This is a genomic window from Superficieibacter sp. HKU1 (genome assembly GCF_029319185.1).
Taxonomy (GTDB): Bacteria; Pseudomonadota; Gammaproteobacteria; order Enterobacterales; family Enterobacteriaceae; genus Superficieibacter.
On record NZ_CP119754.1, the window covers coordinates 1,392,094 to 1,413,978 of the forward strand.

Here is a 21,885-nt window from a genome sequence, read left to right on the forward strand (position 1 = left end):
CCTGCCCCAGAGTAAATCGTTTTTCCCTTTACATCCTCATTAGTTACAACATACTTTAAAGGCATCCTCATCCAGACAGGTTGGCCTCGATCCTGAAATAATATTCTTTAATGCCGGACCAATTGTTCTTAATTCAGAACAATTGGTATTTATCTTAAAACAGAGAAACCGTTATTTTGGTATTGCTCAAGAAATTAATCATATTGTTTTTTATTATTTTTATTTCCATTCAAAACAATGCATTAGATTAAATAATCGGCGATTTAATAACTTATTTCAATCCCTGTAATGTGACCCGACTCATAAAATCATTTTATCGCGATGGACGCCTGCCGATATTTCCTCCTATTGTATATGTATTGTATACAATTCGTTTTTAATTATTTTTGCAGGTTCACACATTAAAAGTACGTGTATTTTCCTGAGTCGCCAACACCGTTTTATATTAGCCATTTATCACTCTGTAAATACATATAAAAAACATGGTCTTTATACTGATAATTAATGAGGTCAGCTGCAATGCAACTGGAAAATTCAAAACCTATTGCTGTACAAAGCGAAACCCGTACTAAAAGAACAAATGTGCGCTGGCTGGTGGTCGCCATGCTGTTTTTTATGACGCTTATCAACTACGCCGACCGTTCGTCCATCTCGCTGGCCGGTCCGCAAATGGCCAAAGATCTTGGGCTTAGCCCGGTGGATATGGGCATTATCTTCTCCGCTTTTGGCTGGGCGTACGTCATGTTCCAGCTACCCGGCGGCTGGCTGCTGGATAAATTTGGTTCCAGACTTATCTACAGCCTGAGTATTTTCTTCTGGTCGCTGTTTACCTTAATGACCGGTCTGGCAGGCTTTGTGACTGGCGCGACGGCGGTAGCGTTTATTTTCGCCATGCGTTTTATGGTCGGCACTTCTGAAGCACCATCCTTTCCGGCCAATAGCCGTATTGTCGCCTCGTGGTTCCCGGCCTCCGAGCGCGGCACGGCGGCGGCGATTTTCAACTCGGCGCAGTATGGCTCGACGGTGTTCTTTGCGCCGTTAATGGGCTGGCTGGCCCATACCTGGGGCTGGCATTCGGTCTTTACGGTGCTCGGTTTACTGGGGATCGCTTTCCTGCCGCTGTTCCGTAAAATCGTGAAAAGCCCGAAAGAACATCCCCAGGTGAACGACGCGGAAATTGAGTATATTTCTGCTGGCGGCGCGCTCATTTCGCTGGATGAAAATAAGGCCGCACAGCAAACGCCGGAGGGGCCAAAGTTACGCTATCTTAAGCAGCTTCTTAGCAGCCGCATGATGCTCGGGACCTACCTGGCGCAGTATTGTCTGAACGCCATTGGCTTCTTCTTTATTACCTGGTTCCCCATCTATCTGGTGCAGGAAAAAAACATGTCCATCATGAAAGCGGGCATGGTGGCGGCCATTCCGGCGATATGCGGGTTCCTTGGCGGGTTGCTCGGCGGTTTCTTCTCCGATTTTCTGATCAAAAAAGGCGTTTCCGTTTCAGTGGCACGTAAGATCCCCATTATTAGCGGGATGATGCTGTGCTGTGTGATGGTGCTGTGTAATTACACCGATTCAGAAACGGCGGTGATCGCGATTATGGCGATGTCCTTCCTCGGAAAAGGCATCGGCGGTATGGGCTGGACGATTAATACGGATACCGCGCCGCGTGAAATCGCTGGCTTGTCTGGCAGCATGTTAAATACCTTCAGTAACGCTTCAAGTATTACCACGCCAATCATTACCGGCTACATTCTGGATATCACCGGATCGTTTCATGCGGTGCTCTGGTTTGTCATTTCTCATGCTGTAATGGTTATTTTCTTCTATTTATTCATGGTAGGAAAAATTCAGCGTCTGGTTCTCAAATAAACCCGGTAGCATAAAGGTGGATGTCCATTATGGTAATAGCAGATACACCTGATACTAAAAGATCGTTGAGTCTGGTCGCGTATGACGAAATTAAAACGATGATCCTCAACCTGCATCTGAAGCCCGGCGCATCGATTACGGAAATGTGGCTTATTGAGCGGCTGCAAATGAGCAGGACGCCAATCCGGGAAGCACTGTATCGACTCCAGCAGGAGCATTTTGTCGAGCTGGCACCGCGTAAAGGCTGGTTTGTCAGTGAAATAAAACTTACGGATATCAAAGAACTGTATGTGATCCGTGAAGCGCTGGAGGGGATTTCCGCACGCCATGCGGCAGAGCGGATTAGCGACGACGAACTGGTCAATATGGAGCAGTACCTCGATTCATTGCAGGTTTTGCTGGAGGAAGATGAAGAGTCGGTCGACGATCCGGGTGATTCTATTCATAACCTGATATTCCGTTTTTCCGGTAATGATTTAATTAACGAGGTAATGTGTATTCACCTTGAACGCCTGCAAATGTTCCATTTAATCACCAGCAGTCTGCCGGGCCGAAAATACCAGTCGTGGATTGAACACCGGGAGATATTTTTTGCACTAAAAGCCCGCGATGGCGAACTGGCAGAAAATGTTATGCGTAAGCATATTCGTAGCAGCCTGGAAAGCCTGTTACAGAGTTTGATTGAAAACAAAATCGACTATCAAAAGGCAATAAACCAGTCACGGCCAGGTCAGTTGAAATAACAGCGACAACGACGAAGGAGTCAGGAATGAAAAAAGTTATTCTTTTCGGTGTGGACGGGTTATCAATGCCCCTTCTGCAACGTTATGCCGGGGAAGGTGCACTGCCACATATTGCGCAGATGCTGAAGCAGGGTGCGGCCACGGAATTGCTGCCGTTTATCTCCGCCTGGGGCGATATCAACTTCGTGACCTTTCTGAGCGGGCAGGCGGTGGGCACCTCATGGATCGGGCAGGGGATGCCGCAGGACAACGCGCTTACCGGAAATTTGCTGGAGCAGATGAGCAGGCGGGATCTCCGCGCGGCGCTGGTGCATTTTCCGGAAAGCATCAACGCCGATAAAGCCCATTTCAGCTATGCGCCCTACTGGGGCCGCAGTGAAGCCTGGCCGGCGGAAATCTTCAAACCTATGGGCTACACCACCCATTACGCGGCGCGGACCGGTGATAAGCAGGTAAAACAGCAAAAACTCGGTTGGCCGCCCAACTCCGCGCTGGCCTATCACGACAAAGGCGCATGGCAACCGCTGAATAAAACGGCGGAAGGCTATCAGTTTACGATGAGCGGTAATCAGGGCGAGTCGGTGACCGCCACGCTAACCGCGCAGGAGAGCAAACCGTTGCTGCAACTGGCCGGGCGCACCTTACCACTGGAACCGCAGACCTGGAGCGAGTGGATCACGCTTGATGCGGCAGGCACGGCCTGTCAGGTGCGCTTTTACATCGGCGCATTCGATCCGGCAAATGATGATGTTGAGATCCTGCAAAGTCAGGTGACGCATCCCCGGCGGCTGTCGGCACATCCGCAGGCGGACAATCTGGTAAACGTTTCCGCACCGTTTTACAGCAAATGGGTGGTCAAAGCGTCACCGCAGGAGGCGTATTTGTCCGCCACCCTCCAGGAAGCGGAAGAGCAATCGCTGTGGCTGGTCAACAGTGCGCTGGAGCTGACTCAGCGACAGAATTATTCCCTGTGGGCGACCGTTCACCGCCTCGTTGATGAATCCCATCACAATTGTCTCGGCCAGTGCGACCCGGCCTCGCCGTTCTACGATCCCGCCCAGGCGGAGAGTTACGATGACGTGATGCGTCAGTGCTATCAGGTGCTGGACCGCTCGATCGGCAAACTGATGCAGGAGATGGACAACGACACCGTGCTGATGCTGGCCTCCGATCACGGCGCGGTGCCTAACAGCTATATGTGCGACATCTATCGCTATCTGGAAAAACAGCAGCTGGTGACGCTTAACGAGGATGGTCTGCCGGACATGGCGCAAAGTCAGGTCTACCTGAAAGATGAACGCGGCGGTCTGGAGATCTTCGTTAACCTCGCCGGGCGAGAAGCCTCAGGCATCGTCAGCGAACAGGACTACGACGCGGTATGCGCCCGCACCTTACTGGCGCTGGGCAACTGGCAGGTTGACGACAATGGCGTCACGCGTAACGCCGTGAGTCTGGCGCTGCTGAAAGACGATGCGGTGGGGATCGGTTTCTGGGGCGAGTGCGCGGGCGATATCGTGTTCGCCTATAACAGCGGCTTTGTCTGGGGCGTTAGCCGGGGCAAAGAAGATATCTGTCCGGTTGAGGTGCCGGGGGCAAACCACGGGCCGCAAAAACCGACCGCCGAGACCACGCTCTCCAGCAATTACGGCGCGCTGCTGATGTATGGCGCAGGCGTCCGCCAGGGCTATTACCGCGACCGTAAAACGCTGGGGCCACACACCATGACCGCCCCGGCGGCGACCATTGCCCATCTGCTTGGCTTACCGCTGGACACCCTCGATGGGCGCGTCATGCACGATATGATTTTGTCACCGAACTCAGGCGTATGAGGACACTATGAAAATTACCGCGGTAAAGACGCATCTGCTGTCAGCAAAATTAAAGGAACCTTTTTCTTACTCACGCGCCCGCTACGACACGCGTACCGCCATGCTGGTCGAAATAGAAACCGACGAGGGAATGTGCGGCTGGGGAGAATGCTACGGCCCGGCGCGGATCACCAAAGCGGTGGTCGATGAACTCGGCAGCATGATTATCGGCAGCGATCCGCTGAACAGCGAGTTTATCTGGCAGGATCTCTATGCCCGCCTGCGCGATCACGGGCAAAAAGGATTGCTTATCGAAGGACTCAGCGGCATTGATATTGCTCTGTGGGATATTCGCGGCAAATATTTCGACGTTCCGGCGTATACCTTATTGGGCGGCCAGCTGCGAAGCGAGGTTCAGGCGTATGCAACCGGCCTTTACCGTCGCGACGGCGGTAACGCGGCGGACTACCTCGCCGAAGAGGCGGCCAGCTATGTGGAACAGGGGTTCCGCGCGATGAAGCTGAAGGTTGGCTTTGGCGTGGAGGAAGATTATCGCATTACCCGCCTGATCCGCGAGACTATCGGTGATGATGTGGCGCTGATGGTCGATGCTAATCACGCCTACGATGCGGTTGCCGCCATCGCCCTGGCGCGCAAAATCGAGCCGCTGGATATTGCGTGGTTTGAGGAGCCGGTGCCGCCGGAAGATCTGGAGGGCTATCGCAGGGTCAAAGCGGCAACCTCGATTCCCATCGCCGGAGGGGAGTGCGAGTTCACCCGCTATGGGTTTAAGAACGTCATCAGCGCGCAGGCGATGGATATTCTCCAGCCTGATATCTGCGCCGCGGGCGGACTCAGCGAATGTAAAAAGATCGCTGACATGGCGCAGGCGTTTGGCATTCGCACTAACCCGCACGTCTGGGGCAGCGGCGTCGGGATTGCCGCATCGTTACAGTGGATGGCGCTGGTGCCGACCCATACGCCGGTCTCCCTCACGCCGGCACAGCCACTGCTCGAATTCGACCAGACCGAGCACCCGATTCGTCAGGCCATTTTACAAAGCCCGATTACCCATCATCGCGGCGTAGTGCAGATTCCAACTGCGCCAGGGTTAGGTATCGACATTAACCGCGACGCGCTGGCGTTCTTTAAACCGTAAATCCGAAAGGCGTTTCGCTGCTTTTTGATGCGCGAAACGCCTTTTATCAGGAGCAGTCAGCACTCATGACAGAGAATTTTATTGCGATTGACTGGGGATCGACGCAGCTACGCGCCTGGCATTTCAGTCAGGGAAGGTGTGTTGATAGCCGTCAGCAGGAGGCGGGCATCACCCGTCTTGCCGGACGTCATCCGCGCGAGATCCTGGATGCCATTACCGATGGCTGGCAGACCTCGTCGACGCCGGTCATTATGGCGGGCATGATCGGCAGCAATCAGGGCTGGCAGAATGTACCGTACCTGCCTTGTCCATTACCGCTTAACGATCTTGCTCACCATCTTTACCAGGTTGATGGCTCGACGTGGATTGTCCCCGGCGTCAATATTCTTAACGAGCACGAATGCAATATCATGCGCGGCGAAGAAACGCAGCTCGCAGGCGCATGGCAACTGGCTCCCGCGTCACTCTATATCCAGCCCGGCACCCACTGCAAATGGGCAGAGATCGATAGCGGTTGCCTGACAGGTTTTAAAACGGTGATGACGGGAGAGATGCATCACTTGTTGATGACTCAATCCCTGATTGGCAACGCGCTACCGCCACAGATCACCGACCGTAACGCCTTTATCCACGGCCTTGAATACGGACTCAACGACAGTGAAATTTTACCGCGCCTGTTTGAAATCCGCGCGGCCTGGGTACTGGGAAAACTGGCTCAGGAAGAGGTGAGCGAGCGGCTGTCTGGCCTGTTAATCGGTGCCGAAATTGCGCAAATGCAGCGAATTTACCGCGCATTCCACGGGCAACGCATCGTCATTGTCGGCGGTGACGCGCTGGCAAAGCGTTACCAGACCGCGCTGGATCGTATTGCCATCCCGTCTGAAATCATTTCCGGCGAGGCCGCTTTCCTGCAGGGAATAAGGAGCATTATTCATGCACGATTCAACTGATATTCCTCTTATTGCTATCCTTCGCGGCGTTGATCCTGAAAGCGTACTGCTTCACGTAGAGGCGCTACTGGACGCCGGTTTTACGGCGATTGAAATACCGACCAATTCGCCGCGCTGGCAGCAGAGTGTTGCCGGTATTATCAGCGCCTTTCCCGGACGCGGTTTATTCGGCGCGGGCACGGTATTAACGGTGGAGCAGGTCGATGAACTGGCGTCGTGTGGAGGGAAAATGGTGGTCACGCCCAATGTCAATCCTGCGGTGATCCGCCGGGGCCGCGAACATGGTATGAAGATCTATGCAGGCTGCGCCACGGCCACCGAAGCGTTTAGTGCCCTTGAAAACGGCGCGCAGGCGCTGAAACTTTTCCCGGCGTCGTGCTTTGGGCCTGCGTATGTCAGCGCGCTGAAAGCGGTATTGCCTGCACACATTCCGCTGCTGGCCGTCGGCGGCGTTACGCCGGAAAATTTGCACGACTGGCTGAAAGCCGGGTGCGCGGGAGCCGGATTAGGCAGCGACCTCTATCGTGCCGGGCAATCGGTGGCGGATACCCGCGCCAGAGCGCGGGCGTTTATCACGGCCTGGCAGCGTTATCACCGTTGAGGTTGATGACAAACCGTCCGTGGAACACGGGGAAACCCCCACTTTGTCAGCAGTATGTAATACCATGGAATGATGCCTGGCGGCGCTTCGTTTGCACAGGCCTACGGTGTACGCATAACCTATTGATATTGAATATTTTCGTAGGCCGGGTAAGGCGAAGCCGCCACCCGGCAAAACGGGTTTGTCATTAACCTCATATGGCGCGACACCGTCGCGCCATTCATCGCTATTTCTCTTCCACATCCGGGTGGTTCAGTCCTTCCTCAATCACAATCTCATCAATTTCATCGGCATTACCTGGATGATCGCGACCGGAAAGCAAATTCCAGCAGGCGATAAACAGCGCGGCGATCAGTGGGCCGATCACAAAGCCGTTAATGCCGTAGACTTCCAGCCCGCCCAGGGTGGTGATCAGGATCAGGTAGTCCGGCATTTTTGTATCTTTCCCTACCAGCAGGGGACGCAGGATGTTGTCCGCCAGCCCGACGATCACCACAAAGAAACCGATCATGAAAAAGCCCTGCCACAACTGTCCGGTAGCGAACAAATAAATCGTCGCAGGCACCCAGATAATCGCCGAGCCGACGGCGGGAACCAGCGACAGGAATGCCATCAGCGCCCCCCAGAGAATGCTGCCGTCAATCCCGACGATGTAAAATGCCAGGCCGCCCAGCACCCCCTGTACGATAGCCACCACCACCGTGCCTTTGACCGTGGCCCGCGAAACCGCAGCAAACTTAGCAAACAGGTGATGCTTCATGTATTTCGACAGCGGCAGCGCTTCGAGCGTCAGGCGCACCAGATAAGGACCATCCTTCAGCAGGAAAAAGAGCAGGTACAGCATAATGCCAAAGCTGATGGTAAAGCCGAAAGTGCCCTTACCGATCAGGAACGCGCTACCCGCGACATACTGACCGCCTTTCAGCGCGACGCCGGACAGTTTTTGCTGGATCTGCGTGGCGTTATCAAGGTCATGCTCAGCAAGAAAATGACGAGCCCACGCGGGTAAATGCTCAAATAAATTGGCAATCACTACCGGGAACTGGGTGTTATGCTGCTGTAACTTGCCGTAAACCAGATTAATTTCAATGGCTAACGATGAGAGAATGACCGCCAGCGGCGTGAAGACGATCAGACAAATAATCGCCAGCGTCAGTAACGATGCCAGTACGTTTCGGTCTGCAAGTTTATCGCGGAGCTTATTTTTAAGCGGATAAAAAATAATCGCCAGAATAGCTGCCCACAAAATTGCTGAATAGTAAGGCGCCAGTACATCGAAGAAGGCCCACGTAACAATGACCAGTATCAGTATGAAAAAGCCCTTGGTCAGACCCTTGAATCTCATAAGTACATCCTGTAAGTACCATGTTTAACATGGGGTAGAGTATAGTTACAAACCTGTCATGTGTTTGAAACCTTACCGTTTTGTTCAGCGTGTGAAAAGCACAACTGAAAAACGGTCACTCTCTTGTTGTTTACATTTTGCATTATTTTTTATGCCATAAATAATGCGACAGTTATTGGTAAGAATATTATTCTGCCGCTTCGTTTATATCATTGCCGGGCTTGCATTATATTGGTCAATATAAGATTGCTCTGAGAGATAGAGAGGGGGTTTTGTCGACTTGCGAAGCTGTACGCAGCGACTAGTATTAATTCTGCTTAGCAAGGGGGCAGCCCCCAATTTATCAACCCTAAACATGTAATGAGGTAATTGTTATGACTCAACATCGTGGCGGTTCAGGTAATTTTGCAGAAGATAAAAAACGTGCAGCTGAAGCCGGGCGCAAAGGCGGCCAGCAGAGCGGTGGCAACTTCAAAAACGACCCACAGCGCGCGTCTGAAGCGGGCAAAAAAGGTGGCAAGAACAGCCATAGCGGCAATCGTTCATCCTCATAAATTTATTTTTATAACACCCTAATCAATTCAGTCCGTTACGGTTAACAGGTAGCGATACTGTTGTACTGATTAACTCGCGATAATATATCGAAAATAAGTGGTGCTCTTATATTTCAGGAGTGCCACTTAATCCTTAATTAATGACGAGGTCATGATTATGCCAGCGGTAAAAAGCTTAAACGATCTATTCATTCATGAATTATCAGATATTTACAGCGCCGAGAAACAAATTACCAAAGCATTACCAAAAATGGCCAGAGCGGCCACCTCGCCAAAATTAGTGGCTGCCTTTGAAGCGCATCTGGAAGAAACGCAGGGTCAAATCGAAAGACTCGATCGGCTGGTGGAGGTGACGGAAGGCGTGCGTATCAAGCGCATGAAATGTCATGCTCTCGAAGGACTGGCAGAAGAAGCGCAGGAGATTATTGAATCCGTTGAGGCGGGCGAGCTTCGCGACGCCGGACTGATCGGGGCCGCACAGAAAGTTGAACACTACGAAATCGCCTCTTACGGGACGCTGAGAACGCTGGCGCTCAAACTCGGCTATAACGAGGCGGCAAAGCTGCTTGAAGAAACATTAAAAGAAGAGAAAGCCACCGACAGTAAACTGACCGTTATCGCCGAAGGCGGTAAATAAAATCCTTTCCCCGGCGGCAGTTAGCTGCCGGGCGCGTATTTTTTATCTCAATTTTTCCCCCGCAATATATTTCCTGTCGTTAATCCTTGTAACATTTAGACTTGATAATACAAAGAGAATGAGTATAGTTCTCATTCTCTTTGTTATTCGCAGGCGCGATATGGACCTACCTGCACAACAGTGAACGCTTTCACAGGGAAACACTGAGGCACACGGTGGAGCGCGCGTAAGAATGACCGGAACGAAAAATCATAATCCGGGATGCCTCCACGTTTTTGCTATTTCGAAGGTGAAGGACTTCCCTGATGAAAATGAAAATCTCCGCCCTTGCGCTGCTGATGACCGTCGCGCTGAGCGGCTGCACGGCGCAACAATCCACCGCGAGCAAACCTGCTGCTGAACCTCAGAAAACCACTGCCGCTGCACTGCCAGCGAATGTACAAAAACGCGATCTGGCGGATGGCCTGTATGAAATGGCGCTCAGTCCGAAAGGGGATGCGCTGTACGTTGCCAGTTCTGAAGGTTTCAAGGATGTGCAGGGTGGGGTGGTCTACAAACTTGACCCGCGCACGCTGAAAACCATCGGGGCCAGCCATACCGATCTGAAAAACTTTGCCCTCGCACTGTCTGACGACGGACAAACCCTGTATGTCACCAATTCTCTCGACGGCGGCGTCAGCGCCATCAACACCGCCGACGGCAAAGTCAAAAACCGCATTCTGTTCCCGGAGCGTAACGACGAAGGTTTCCCTTACGGCGCGCGCCAGATCCTGCTGCACAACAACACGCTGTACATCGGCGCGGTTGCCGATCCAGCCATCATCTGGGTGGTGGATGCGAAAACGCTGAAGCTGAAAACCCGCATTAAAAACACCGGCAAATGGATGACCGGGCTGCATTACTCCGAAAAAACCGATCGCCTGTACGCGGCCAATGGCGGCGGCGAGATCCTGGTGATCAACCCGCGCACCAATCGTATTGAACACCGCTGGAAACCGCTGGGTGATAAACCGGCGCTGCTGCTGAATATTGCAGAAGGCAGCGAAACCGGTCGTCTGTTCGTTACCGACAACTCGAAAGCCAAAACCACGCTGGTGCTGGATATCCGCAGCGGTGACGTGCTTAAGCAGCTCGATATCGGCGATTCGCTGTCGGTGAAATACAACGCCAAACGCAACGAGATCTACGTCTCCCGTCGCGACGGCGGCAAAGTGGTCAGCCTGGACGGCACCTCTTACGCCGTGAAGCAAACGTGGGATCTGCCACCTAACCCGAACAGCCTGGAACTCTCTGCCGACGGCCAGACGCTGTTTGTGACCGTGAAGCAGAAGTTCAACAAAGACCACTCAACCAGCGGACCGGATAGCGTCGTCCGCATTGATTTGACTAAATAAATATCCGGCCCGGAGACGGGCCTTTTTTTCACTTTACCCTTTTTTCGAGTGAATTATGCACAACACCAACGTTTCATTCCCGCTGCGTAAAACGCTGCTTGCGCTGGCCATCGGCGCGGCAAGCCATTCCGTCTGGGCTGCTCCTGCGGACGACAGCAAAACCAAAGAAGATACCATTGTCGTCCAGGCGACGCCGGAGGCGGATTTCACGCCGGGCGGCAACGATCTGGTTCCGGCGTATCTGGACGGGCAGATTGCCCACGGCGGGCGCATGGGGATGCTCGGCGAGCAAAAGGCGATGGATGTGCCGTTTAACGTGATCGGCTACACCTCGAAGCTGGTTCAGGATCAGCAGGCGAAAACCATTGCCGATGTCGTCAGCAATGACGCGGGGGTACAGGCGGTACAGGGTTACGGTAACTATGCTGAAACCTACCGTATTCGCGGCTTCAAGCTGGACGGGGATGACATGACTTTCGGCGGTCTGCCGGGCGTGGTGCCACGTCAGGTGATGGACACGCAGATGCTGGAGCGCATCGAGATCTTTAAAGGCGCGAATGCGCTGGTCAACGGCGCGGCAAGCAGCGGCGTTGGCGGGATGATCAACCTTGAGCCAAAGCGCGCGCAGGATACGCCAAACGCCACGGTTGGCGTGGACTACACCTCTGACTCTCAGGTCGGCGGTACGGTAGACGCCGGACGCCGCTTTGGTGATAACAACCAGTTTGGCGCGCGCGTAAACCTGGTGCATCGCGAAGGCGAGACGGCGGTAGAAGACGATAAACACCGCACTACGCTGGCCGCCATTGGTCTTGATTACCGTGGCGACCGCCTGCGCTCCTCGCTGGACTTTGGCTACCAGAAAAAAACCTTCCACGGCGGTGAGACCGGCCTGAACATCAGCGGCGTTGATTTTATTCCCCGCGTGCCGGATCCGACCAAAAACTACAGCCAGAAATGGGCCTTCAGCGATATCGAAAACGAATTCGGCATGGCGAAGAGCGAATACGATCTGACCGACAACTGGACCGCCTATGCCGCGCTCGGCATGCAGCATGCGCATGAAACCGGCGTTTACAGCGGGCCAAAACTGCTTAACGCCAACGGCGATGCGACCGCCGGACGTCTGGATACCAACCGTATTACCGACGCATATAGCGGAATGGGCGGCCTGCGCGGTGATTTCGATACCGGCTTTGTCTCTCACAAGGTGAATGTCGGTTACTCGGCGCAAATCGAAAAAGATAAAACCGCGTGGACGATGTCGTCCGTAAACCCGACCACCAATATCTATGATAATCATCCGGTGCCGATCCCGGACAACACCAGCTTCGGCGGTAACTACTCCGATCCGTTGACCACCACCCGTAACCGCACCCAGGGCTGGCTGTTAAGCGATACTCTTGGCGTACTGGACGATCAACTGCTGTTCACCGTCGGCGCACGTCATCAGAAAGTGGTGGTGCGTAACTACAGTAACGCCACCGGCGCGGAAGATACCACCAGCCGCTACACCGAAAGCCGCTGGATGCCGACCTATGGCGTGGTGTACAAGCCGTGGGAAGAGCTCTCCCTGTATGCCAACCATACCGAAGCGCTGCAGCCTGGCAGCGTGGCACCGAAAACGGCCACCAACTACGGTAAGAGCACCGGTATTGCGCACTCAAAACAGAACGAAGTGGGCGTGAAAGTCGATTTCGAGCGCGTCGGCGGTTCACTGTCGCTGTTTGAAATCAAAAAACCGTCCGCGCTTCAGGACAGCGTGACCGGCGTCTACGCGCTGGATGGCGAGCAGCGTAACCGCGGCGTTGAGCTGAACGTGTTCGGCGAACCGACGCTGGGGCTGCGTCTGAACGGCAGCACCGTCTGGCTGGATCCGGAAATGACTAAAACCAAAGGCGGCGTGAATAACGGTAAAGATGCGATTGGCGTACCGCGCTTCTATATGGCGCTCGGGGCGGAATATGACATCAAGCCGGTGGACGGCCTGACGGCAACCGCGCGAGTAAACCACTCCGGCTCGCAGTATGCCAATGCCGCGAATACCAAAAAGCTGGATGATTACACCACGCTGGATCTGGGCGTACGTTATCGTATGCACCTGAATCAGGACAAGAACGATATGGTCGTGCGTGTCGGCGTGGATAACGTTACCAACGAGAAATACTGGTCGGGCGTTGAAGATAACGGCACCTACATCTTTGAAGGTGAACCGCGCACGGTCAAAGTCTCCATGAGCTACGACTTCTGATTGCAAGAGCACCTCGTAAGGCGGGCAGGGAAGCCCGTTCTCGTCGCGTAACTTGAAGTGTGACATCTATAAGTGTTAAAAGGTGCCCCTTAATATAAATAGTACAGGGGTAGGGCGTGAAAAACGCGTCACTGGCATCCAGACATTCTGCGGATGCATCTTCAGAAAATAATCCAGCGTTACACCGGGGTTTACAAAACCGACATATTCAATTGATTGCGCTGGGCGGCGCGATCGGCACCGGGTTGTTCCTCGGCATTGGCCCGGCGATCCAGATGGCAGGCCCGGCGGTAGTGCTGGGATACGCTCTCGCCGGGATCATTGCTTTTCTCATCATGCGCCAGCTTGGCGAGATGGTGGTGGAAGAACCGGTTTCCGGCTCCTTTGCCCATTTTGCTTACAAATACTGGGGACCGTTCGCGGGCTTCCTCTCCGGCTGGAACTACTGGGTTATGTTCGTGCTGGTCGGCATGGCGGAACTCACCGCGGCCGGCATCTACATGCAGTACTGGCTCCCGGATGTCCCGACCTGGATTTGGGCGGCGGCGTTCTTCATTGTGATCAATGCGATTAACCTGGTTAACGTACGTCTTTATGGCGAAACCGAGTTCTGGTTTGCGCTGATCAAAGTGCTCGCCATTGTTGGCATGATTGGTTTCGGCATCTGGATGCTGGTTTCCGGCCATGGCGGCGAGCGTGCGACGCTGAGCAACCTGTGGGTCCACGGCGGCTTTCTGGCGACCGGCTGGCACGGGCTGATCCTGTCGCTGGCGGTGATCATGTTCTCCTTCGGCGGCCTGGAACTGATCGGGATTACGGCTGCGGAAGCGCGCGATCCGGAAAAATCGATTCCCAAAGCGGTCAATCAGGTGGTTTATCGCATTCTGCTTTTCTATATCGGCTCGCTGGTGGTTCTGCTGGCGCTCTATCCGTGGATGGATATCAAATCTGACAGCAGCCCGTTTGTGATGATTTTTCACAATCTCGACAGCAACCTGGTGGCCTCCGCGCTGAACATGGTGATTCTGGTGGCATCGCTGTCGGTCTATAACAGCGGGGTATATTCCAACAGCCGGATGCTGTTTGGCTTGTCGGTACAGGGCAACGCGCCGAAATTTCTCACCCGCGTCAGCCGTCGCGGCGTGCCCGTTAATTCGCTGCTGCTCTCCGGGGTGATCACCTCGCTGGTCGTGCTGATCAATTACCTGCTGCCAAAACAAGCCTTTGGCCTGCTGATGGCGCTGGTGGTAGCGACGCTGCTGCTGAACTGGATCATGATTTGCCTGGCGCACCTTAAATTCCGTGCGGCGATGCGTCGTAAAGGACGCCTGCCGAAATTTAAAGCGCTGCTGTCGCCTGCCAGCAATTACATCTGCATTGCCTTTCTGCTGATGATCCTGGGGCTGATGTGCACCATGGACGAGATGCGCCTGTCGGCAATTTTGCTGCCGATGTGGGTCCTGTTCCTGTTTATCGCCTTCAGATGTCTGCGTCGTAAAGCATAACCTTTCATTGCACCGGGCCTGCGGGATAGCGCAGGCTCTGCCCGGAACGATCTCCCTGAACCCTGAGTTACACGCCTGAACGGTCGGCGGATCGCGGCTGATTTTTTGTTCGTGATCGTTCTCCCACTTTCATTACAAGACGCTCGATCTTTATTTGTAATCGATTACTTTCAGATTAAACGTGTTTTGTAATCGATTACTTTTAAGGGTGGAGCGAAAAATGGTATCTACAACTGAAACCACCGGCAGAGGAGGCGTCCGGCACCGCCTGCTGGTGCCGCGTCTGTCGTTAATGATGTTCTTACAGTTCTTCATCTGGGGCAGCTGGTCGGTGACGCTTGGGCTGGTGATGACGCAGCACAACATGTCGCTGCTGATTGGCGATGCGTTCTCCGCCGGGCCGATCGCCTCTATTCTCTCGCCGTTCGTGCTGGGGATGCTGGTGGATCGCTTTTTCGCCTCGCAAAAGGTGATGGCAGTCATGCATCTGCTCGGTGCGATCATCCTGTGGTTTGTGCCGCAGGCGCTGGTGGCGCAGAACGGCGCGCTGCTGATCGGCCTGCTGTTTGGCTATACGCTGTGTTATATGCCGACGCTGGCGCTGACCAATAACATCGCCTTTCACAGCCTGGCGAACATCGATAAAACCTTCCCGGTGGTGCGCGTCTTCGGCACTATCGGCTGGATTGTGGCGGGGATCTTTATTGGCGTGACCGGCATTTCCGATACTACCGGCATCTTTACTCTCGCGGCGATCTGCTCGGTGGCGCTGGCGCTCTATAGCCTGACGCTGCCACACACGCCAGCGCCCGCGAAAGGGCTGCCGATCCAGGTGCGCGATCTGTTCTGCGCCGACGCCTTCGCGCTGTTGAAAACGCGCCACTTCTTTATCTTCTCGCTGTGCGCCACGCTGATTTCGGTGCCGCTGGGCACTTACTACGCGTACACCGCGTCGTACCTGTCAGACGCAGGCGTCGGCGATGTCAGCACCGCCATGTCCTTCGGCCAGATGTCGGAAATCGTCTTCATGCTGGTTATCCCGCTGCTGTTCCGTCGCCTCGGCGTCAAATACATGCTGCTGATCGGCATGCTCGCCTGGTTCGTGCGTTACGCGCTGTTTGCGCTCGGAGTGAATGAAGAAGCGCGGGCGCTGCTGTATCTCGGCATTTTGCTGCACGGCGTTTGCTACGATTTCTTCTTTGTGGTCGGCTTTATCTATACCGACCGCGTGGCGGGGGAGAAGGTCAAGGGCCAGGCGCAAAGCATGATCGTCATGTTTACTTACGGCATCGGGATGCTGCTGGGCTCGCAGATCTCCGGCGCGCTGTATAACCGTCTGGTGGCCGGACAAACCGTGCCGCAGGCGTGGGTGACCTTCTGGTGGATCCCGGCTATTGCCGCCGCCGTGATTGCACTTATTTTCCTTTTCTCTTTCCACTATAACGAGAAAGAGCCTGCGTAATTCTGGAGGTGTTTATGAGAACCATTAAGGGACCGGGACTTTTTTTAACGCAGTTTCTCGGTGACCAGCCGCCGTTTAATACCCTCGAGGGGCTGGCAGAGTGGGCGGCAGATCTGGGCTATAAGGCGCTACAGATCCCCTGCCATAATAAGGCGGTTTTCGATCTGCAACGGGCGGCAGAAAGCCAGACTTACTGCGACGAGGTTAGCGGTAAACTGGCCGGGTACGGGCTGGTAATCAGCGAACTGTCCACCCATCTTGAAGGGCAACTGGTGGCGGTGCATCCGTCCTGTGATGCAGCCTTTGATGGCTTCGCGCCGCCGGAGGTGCGCGGCAATGCTCAGGCGCGTCAGGCCTGGGCAACCGATATTCTCAAACAGGCTGCGGCAGCATCCGCACGTCTCGGCCTCACGGCCCACGCCACGTTTTCCGGCGCGCTGGCGTGGCCTTATTTTTACCCGTGGCCGCCGCACAACGCCGCGCTGCTGGAAGAGGCTTTTGATACGCTGGCGCAGCGCTGGCGACCGATCCTCGACTGTTTTGACCAGCACGGCGTAGACCTGTGCTACGAAATCCATCCGGGTGAAGACCTGCACGATGGCGTGACCTTTGAGCGCTTTCTGGAAAAGGTCGATAACCACCCGCGCTGCAATATGCTCTACGATCCGAGCCACCTGCTGCTGCAACACATTGACTATCTGACCTGGATCGATATCTACCATTCCCGCATCAAAGCCTTTCACGTTAAGGATGCCGAGTACCGCCAGAACGGGCGCAGCGGCGTTTACGGCGGTTATCAGCCGTGGCTTGAGCGGGCAGGGCGCTTCCGCTCACCGGGCGACGGGCAGGTGGATTTCAAAACCATTTTTAGCAAGCTGGCGCAGTATGATTATCCTGGCTGGGCGGTGCTGGAGTGGGAGTGCTGCCTGAAGGACGGGGAAACGGGGGCGCGCGAAGGCAGCGAGTTTATCCGTCGCCACATCATTCCGGTTTCCGCACATGCCTTTGATGATTTTGCCGCAGGAAACGGGGTGCGCAAATGATTCAGGTCGGCATTATCGGCAGCGGATTTATCGGTCCGGCGCATCTGGAAGCGCTGCGTCGGCTGGGCGATGTCGAGGTGGTGGCGCTGTGCGACAGCACGCGTGAGGCCGCAGAAAGCAAAGCGCGGGCGCTGCACGTGCCGCACGCTTACGACAGTGTGGACGCACTGCTGGCGCATCCGGGGCTGGCGGTGGTGCATAACTGCACGCCTAACCACCTTCACGCGGCGATTAACCGGCAGATCCTGCGGGCGGGGAAACATGTTTTCTCCGAGAAACCGCTGTGCATGACCAGCGATGAAGCCCGTGAACTGGTACAGCTGGCGGAGCAGGCGGGCGTGGTTCACGGCGTGAGTTTTGTGTATCGCCAGTTCGCGATGGTTCGGCAGGCGGCCAGCATGCGCCGGGCGGGGAGTGTCGGACGGCTTTTTTCCGCCCACGGCACCTATTTGCAGGACTGGATGCTGCTGGAAACTGACTATAACTGGCGGGTGGATGCCGCCCAGGGCGGTGCATCGCGGGCGGTAGCGGATATCGGCTCGCACTGGTGCGATACGGTGCAGTTTGTTACCGGCAAGCGCATTGTCGAGGTGATGGCCGACCTGTCGATTGTCTGGCCGACGCGTAAAGCCAGCGTCTCCGGCGCGGCGACCTTCAGCCATGATGACCACGCCCGTTATGTCGATCGCCCGGTTTCCACCGAGGATATCGGCTCGGTCCTGTTCCGTTTTGAGGACGGCAGCAAAGGCTGTTTTCACGTTTCGCAGGTCAGCGCCGGACGAAAAAACCGCCTGAGTTTTGAAATCAACGGCAGTGCATGCTCGCTGGCGTGGGATCAGGAAACGCCGCAGCGACTGTGGATCGGCCAGCGCGCGCAGCCCAATCAACTGCTCAGCGACGATCCGGGCCTGATGAACGCCGACGTTGCCGCCAGCGCTCATTTTCCCGGCGGTCATATCGAAGGCTGGCCGGACGCCTTTAAAAACATGCTCGGTCAGTTTTATCAGGCGGTGCGGGAAGGGCGAAAACCGTCACGTTCTGAGTCCTTCGCCTCTTTTTATGACGGCGCAAACGTGATGTATCTCATTGAGGCGATTGTAAAAAGCCATCAGGAGCAGCGCTGGATACGCGTCGGGGAGTAAATCATTGCCCGGTTCGCCGGGCAACGCTTTTGTGATAGCCTGCAATTCTTAACGCTAACCGCAGGATTTGCCGTCACTATGTCCATTCAAAAAATTGCCCGTCTCGCTGGTGTCTCGGTGGCGACGGTATCGCGCGTGCTCAATAACAGCGATACCGTCAAAGCGAAAAATCGCGAACGGGTGCTGGCAGCCATTGCGGAAAGTAACTATCAGCCCAATCTGCTGGCCCGGCAATTGCGGACCGCGCGCAGTTATATGATCCTGGTCATGGTCTCCAATATTGCCAACCCGTTTTGCGCGGCGGTGGTGAAAGGTATCGAAGAAGAGGCAGAGAAAAACGGCTACCGCATTCTGCTTTGTAACGCCGGTTCGGACATCGAACGCTCACGTTCCGGCCTGAAGCTGCTGTCAGGCAAAATCGTTGACGGCATTATCACCATGGATGCTTTTTCTAAGCTGCCGGAACTGTCTATGATGATCGGCGATGCGCCGTGGGTGCAGTGCGCGGAATATGCCGACAGCGGCGCGGTTTCCTGCGTGGGCATTAACGATGTTGATGCCGCTCAGCATGTGGTTTCCTGGCTGGCGGATAAAGGCCGGCAGCGTATTGCGCTGATTAATCACGATCTCAGCTATAAATACGCCCGCCTGCGCGAGCGCGGTTATAAAAGCGTGATCCATACCCGCAGTCTGGCGTTTCAGTCCGTCGAATATGCCAGCGAGCTGAGCGTGGCCGCCGGAAAAGCCGCTGCCGAAAAACTGCTGGCGGCGGAGCGTCGGCCTGACGCTATTTTCGCCGTTTCCGACACCCTGGCCGCCGGGGCGATCCGCGCGATTGAACAGGCCGGGCTGAAGGTGCCGGACGATATTGCCGTGGTTGGTTTCGACGGCACCGAACTGGCGGAGATGATCTCGCCCCGGCTCACCACCGTTGAACAGCCGTCGCATGAAATGGGTCGTAAGGCCGTCGGGCTGCTGCTCAATAAAATCGACAATCCTGATTCCAGAACCGAGCGGGTGATGATGGCGTGGCATCTGACCACCCGCGCCAGCGCCTAGAAGCGTTTATCCAGCGTCAGGTAGACATTGCGCTGGGTATAATCGTAGAAGTCGATATTACTGTTAACCTTTTTGTAGACGAAATTCAGCTTTGGCATCACCGACATAAAATGCAGATCGCGATGCCAGAGCGACACCATCGCAATCTGCTCATCATCCTGACGGCGAACGCCAAAAATATCGTTGTCATCATCGTAATGACGTTTGGCGAGCGCCCCCATCAGGCCAGCCGACATCCCCCACGGCAAATCCGTTTCCAGTCCGCTGCGCAGGCTATAGCGCTGGTTCGTTTCGCTGGCGGTAGTAGTGTTCTGCCACGCCACATCGCCACCGACGAACACCGACAGCCGCGCGTTAATCACATGCGACAGGGTGGTGGAAACGTAGCGGTTATCCCCGGCCAAAAAATCATACTGCGTATTGTCATAATGCAGCTTCTGGTATTCCAGCACCTGACTGACCTGCCACGCCGGAGAGAGTAAATAGCTGTACTCCATGCGCATACCCGGCCCGGAGGAGTACGCTTCGGTGCCGTACCAGCGTTTCTCGTAAAAAGGCAGCAGCGAGATTTGCTGACGAAAATCCTGCCAGCGATATCCGGCATACAGGCGGCTGGTAATATCGTCGAAGCGATGATTATTCCAGTAGCTTTTGCCCGTTACCGTGCCGAGAAAACGAAGGGAATGGCGATCGTAAAGATGCACATCTTTTTGCAGTGCGCCGTTAAACCAGAACCCTTCACCACGCTGCGGATAAGCCTCTTTATTACGGATAAACAACTTATCGCCAATACGAATATATTTATTGGTCGAGGCGTTATTCACGTTACTGTCGTTGAGATAGCTGAGGCTGAGATTTCCCGTCAGCCGATCCTGTGACTGAATGCGCTGAAGGTAGGCGTTAATGCGCTGCGCCACCTCAGGCGGCGGACTGGCGGCTCTCACCCGTTCAAAATGATATTCTGCGGCGTCGAACTGCCGGTCTTCGTACAGCGCACGGGCGAGGTCGAGGCGCACGGCGGCAAAATCGGGATGCTCACTAAGGATCGCCCGATAGTTTTTAATCGCCTCGCCGTAGTGCCCTTCACTGCGCGCCACGCCCGCTTTCGCATAGTGAATGAGTACCCTGTCCGGTGCGGGTGAGCGTTCATAGAGGGGCAGAATGCTTTTCACCACCGGCCAGGCCTCATCGCGCACCGCCTGATCCAGTAACGCTTTTGCCAGTTCCGGCTGCGCGGCAAGCTGCTGGTCTGAGACGTGCAGCATATCGCCGGAAGCCGTTTCACCCGACGTTTTCGGCGTTAAGCGTTCGAAATGGGGGGCCGCCGGGATCAGGGTATTGTCCGTGGGGGCCGCCGTGGCGACAGCGGGTAAAAAACAGGTTAATAACAGGGAGCGCAGGCGCAGGGAGGACATACCGCAGGTTACCATCATCAGGAAAACCGGCCAGCGACGCTGGCCGGTAAAATATTATTGTTTTGTTGCGCCGAACGACGCGCTTTTGCTGGTATCGGCGAACTCCGCGATGCCGCCCAGTTCTTCTGCCGCAGGACCGTTGAAGTGACCGACAAAGGTGCCGTTATCGCCGCCGGACTGCGCGTCACCCCTGAAGCCGCCGTCAACAATAGTGCCCTGCATCGCCACCGCTGAACCAAAATCGTCGTTGCCCGTGATGTTACCGTTGATGGTTTTCGCGGCGAAATCGACGTTGAAGCTGGCGTCGGTGCGCACGCCGTCACGCATGCCGGAACCAACGTACGTCGCGCTGCCCTGCGTCGGTACGTTGGCCGCTGCGGTGCCTTCCCCGCTGTAGAACACGCCGTGCTCGCCTTTTTCCTGCGACGTCCAGCTACCGAACAGGGTGTAGCTCATTGGGCCGCAGCACCAGCTGGTGCTGGAAACCCGGGTGCCGTCGGCTTTGACCAGACCTTCCGTCCAGGTACCGCCAAACGTAATGCCATCACGGCGCATCTGATATTCAATGCCGTTCGGCGTGGTGTAGGTGACGCCGGAAACGCTGCCCAGCGTGGCCTTACTTTCAGGTGGCGACTGGGGCTGCTCTGGTGCTGGTGTGGTGCCGGTATCCGGCTGAGACGGTGTGCTGGTCTCGGGTGCTGAACCACTATCGTGATGACCGCCACCGCCGCCGCCGCCACAGGCAGTAAGGGCAAGAAGAGAAAGTAAAATCGCAGGTTTAAGGTGTGCCATAGTCAACGTCCTGTTTCAGAGGAAATATGCCAATGAGAGAAATGAAATTTCGGACATATTAAGACATATTTTTTTACATAGATTATAAGAATAGTCCTGGATGGAAAACGGCCGGCATAACGACTTAATGGAAATTACATTTTATGTATATTT

At 55.0% G+C, this 21,885-nt stretch carries 18 protein-coding genes; 15 read left to right on the top strand and 3 right to left on the bottom strand.

Annotated features, from left to right (window positions below; all coding sequences use genetic code 11):
* The first annotated feature begins 519 nt into the window (after positions 1-519).
* The 6 genes from P0H77_RS06730 (at position 520) to P0H77_RS06755 (ending at position 7,133) form a co-directional block, all read left to right on the top strand.
* Positions 520-1,872 carry an MFS transporter gene (locus tag P0H77_RS06730; protein WP_276164131.1) on the top strand — a complete coding sequence of 451 codons (1,353 nt, stop codon included), beginning with the start codon at positions 520-522 and terminating at the stop codon, positions 1,870-1,872.
* Between the two features lie 29 nt (positions 1,873-1,901).
* Positions 1,902-2,615 carry a GntR family transcriptional regulator gene (locus P0H77_RS06735; protein WP_276164132.1) on the top strand — a complete coding sequence of 238 codons (714 nt, stop codon included), beginning with the start codon at positions 1,902-1,904 and terminating at the stop codon, positions 2,613-2,615.
* A 26-nt stretch (positions 2,616-2,641) separates the two neighbouring features.
* The gene (locus P0H77_RS06740) at positions 2,642-4,444 is read left to right on the top strand and encodes an alkaline phosphatase family protein (protein WP_276164133.1); all 1,803 of its coding nucleotides are present in this window, start codon (positions 2,642-2,644) and stop codon (positions 4,442-4,444) included.
* A gap of 7 nt (positions 4,445-4,451) precedes the next feature.
* Entirely contained in the window at positions 4,452-5,582 is a 1,131-nt protein-coding gene (locus tag P0H77_RS06745; protein WP_276164134.1) for a mandelate racemase/muconate lactonizing enzyme family protein, read from the top strand.
* A gap of 65 nt (positions 5,583-5,647) precedes the next feature.
* Positions 5,648-6,532 carry a 2-dehydro-3-deoxygalactonokinase gene (locus P0H77_RS06750; RefSeq protein WP_276164135.1) on the top strand — a complete coding sequence of 295 codons (885 nt, stop codon included), beginning with the start codon at positions 5,648-5,650 and terminating at the stop codon, positions 6,530-6,532.
* Positions 6,516-7,133: a 2-dehydro-3-deoxy-6-phosphogalactonate aldolase gene (locus P0H77_RS06755; RefSeq protein WP_276164136.1), complete on the top strand. Its 618-nt coding sequence runs from the start codon at positions 6,516-6,518 to the stop codon at positions 7,131-7,133. Before P0H77_RS06750 ends, P0H77_RS06755 begins: the two co-directional genes overlap by 17 nt.
* A gap of 226 nt (positions 7,134-7,359) precedes the next feature.
* Here P0H77_RS06755 and P0H77_RS06760 read toward each other — a convergent pair whose 3' ends face one another.
* On the bottom strand, positions 7,360-8,478 hold the full coding sequence (locus P0H77_RS06760; protein WP_276164137.1) for an AI-2E family transporter: 1,119 nt from the start codon (positions 8,476-8,478) through the stop codon (positions 7,360-7,362).
* A 374-nt stretch (positions 8,479-8,852) separates the two neighbouring features.
* Between P0H77_RS06760 and P0H77_RS06765 the strand changes: the two genes are divergently transcribed.
* From P0H77_RS06765 to P0H77_RS06805, 9 genes are all read left to right on the top strand, one after another.
* Positions 8,853-9,032: a general stress protein gene (locus P0H77_RS06765; protein ID WP_276164138.1), complete on the top strand. Its 180-nt coding sequence runs from the start codon at positions 8,853-8,855 to the stop codon at positions 9,030-9,032.
* Between the two features lie 157 nt (positions 9,033-9,189).
* Entirely contained in the window at positions 9,190-9,669 is a 480-nt protein-coding gene (locus tag P0H77_RS06770) for a ferritin-like domain-containing protein (RefSeq protein ID WP_276164139.1), read from the top strand.
* Between the two features lie 305 nt (positions 9,670-9,974).
* Positions 9,975-11,063, top strand: coding sequence for a YncE family protein (locus tag P0H77_RS06775; protein ID WP_276164140.1), 1,089 nt, complete (start codon positions 9,975-9,977; stop codon positions 11,061-11,063).
* Positions 11,064-11,118: 55 nt separating this feature from the next.
* The gene (locus P0H77_RS06780) at positions 11,119-13,314 is read left to right on the top strand and encodes a TonB-dependent siderophore receptor (RefSeq protein WP_276164141.1); all 2,196 of its coding nucleotides are present in this window, start codon (positions 11,119-11,121) and stop codon (positions 13,312-13,314) included.
* Between the two features lie 116 nt (positions 13,315-13,430).
* Complete coding sequence (gene pheP, locus P0H77_RS06785) at positions 13,431-14,819, top strand: phenylalanine transporter (protein ID WP_276164142.1); 1,389 nt, start codon at positions 13,431-13,433, stop codon at positions 14,817-14,819.
* 220 nt (positions 14,820-15,039) lie between these two features.
* The gene (locus tag P0H77_RS06790; RefSeq protein WP_276164143.1) at positions 15,040-16,281 is read left to right on the top strand and encodes an MFS transporter; all 1,242 of its coding nucleotides are present in this window, start codon (positions 15,040-15,042) and stop codon (positions 16,279-16,281) included.
* A 14-nt stretch (positions 16,282-16,295) separates the two neighbouring features.
* The gene (locus P0H77_RS06795) at positions 16,296-17,324 is read left to right on the top strand and encodes a sugar phosphate isomerase/epimerase family protein (protein WP_276164144.1); all 1,029 of its coding nucleotides are present in this window, start codon (positions 16,296-16,298) and stop codon (positions 17,322-17,324) included.
* Positions 17,321-18,466: a Gfo/Idh/MocA family oxidoreductase gene (locus tag P0H77_RS06800; RefSeq protein WP_276164145.1), complete on the top strand. Its 1,146-nt coding sequence runs from the start codon at positions 17,321-17,323 to the stop codon at positions 18,464-18,466. Before P0H77_RS06795 ends, P0H77_RS06800 begins: the two co-directional genes overlap by 4 nt.
* A gap of 78 nt (positions 18,467-18,544) precedes the next feature.
* Complete coding sequence (locus P0H77_RS06805; protein WP_276164146.1) at positions 18,545-19,525, top strand: LacI family DNA-binding transcriptional regulator; 981 nt, start codon at positions 18,545-18,547, stop codon at positions 19,523-19,525.
* Here the strand turns inward: P0H77_RS06805 and P0H77_RS06810 are convergent.
* Entirely contained in the window at positions 19,522-20,958 is a 1,437-nt protein-coding gene (locus tag P0H77_RS06810; RefSeq protein ID WP_276164147.1) for a porin family protein, read from the bottom strand. The two genes, P0H77_RS06805 and P0H77_RS06810, sit on opposite strands and share 4 nt — an antisense overlap.
* Before the next feature lie 36 nt (positions 20,959-20,994).
* Complete coding sequence (locus tag P0H77_RS06815) at positions 20,995-21,732, bottom strand: Slam-dependent surface lipoprotein (RefSeq protein WP_276164148.1); 738 nt, start codon at positions 21,730-21,732, stop codon at positions 20,995-20,997.
* Between the last annotated feature and the right edge of the window lie 153 nt (positions 21,733-21,885).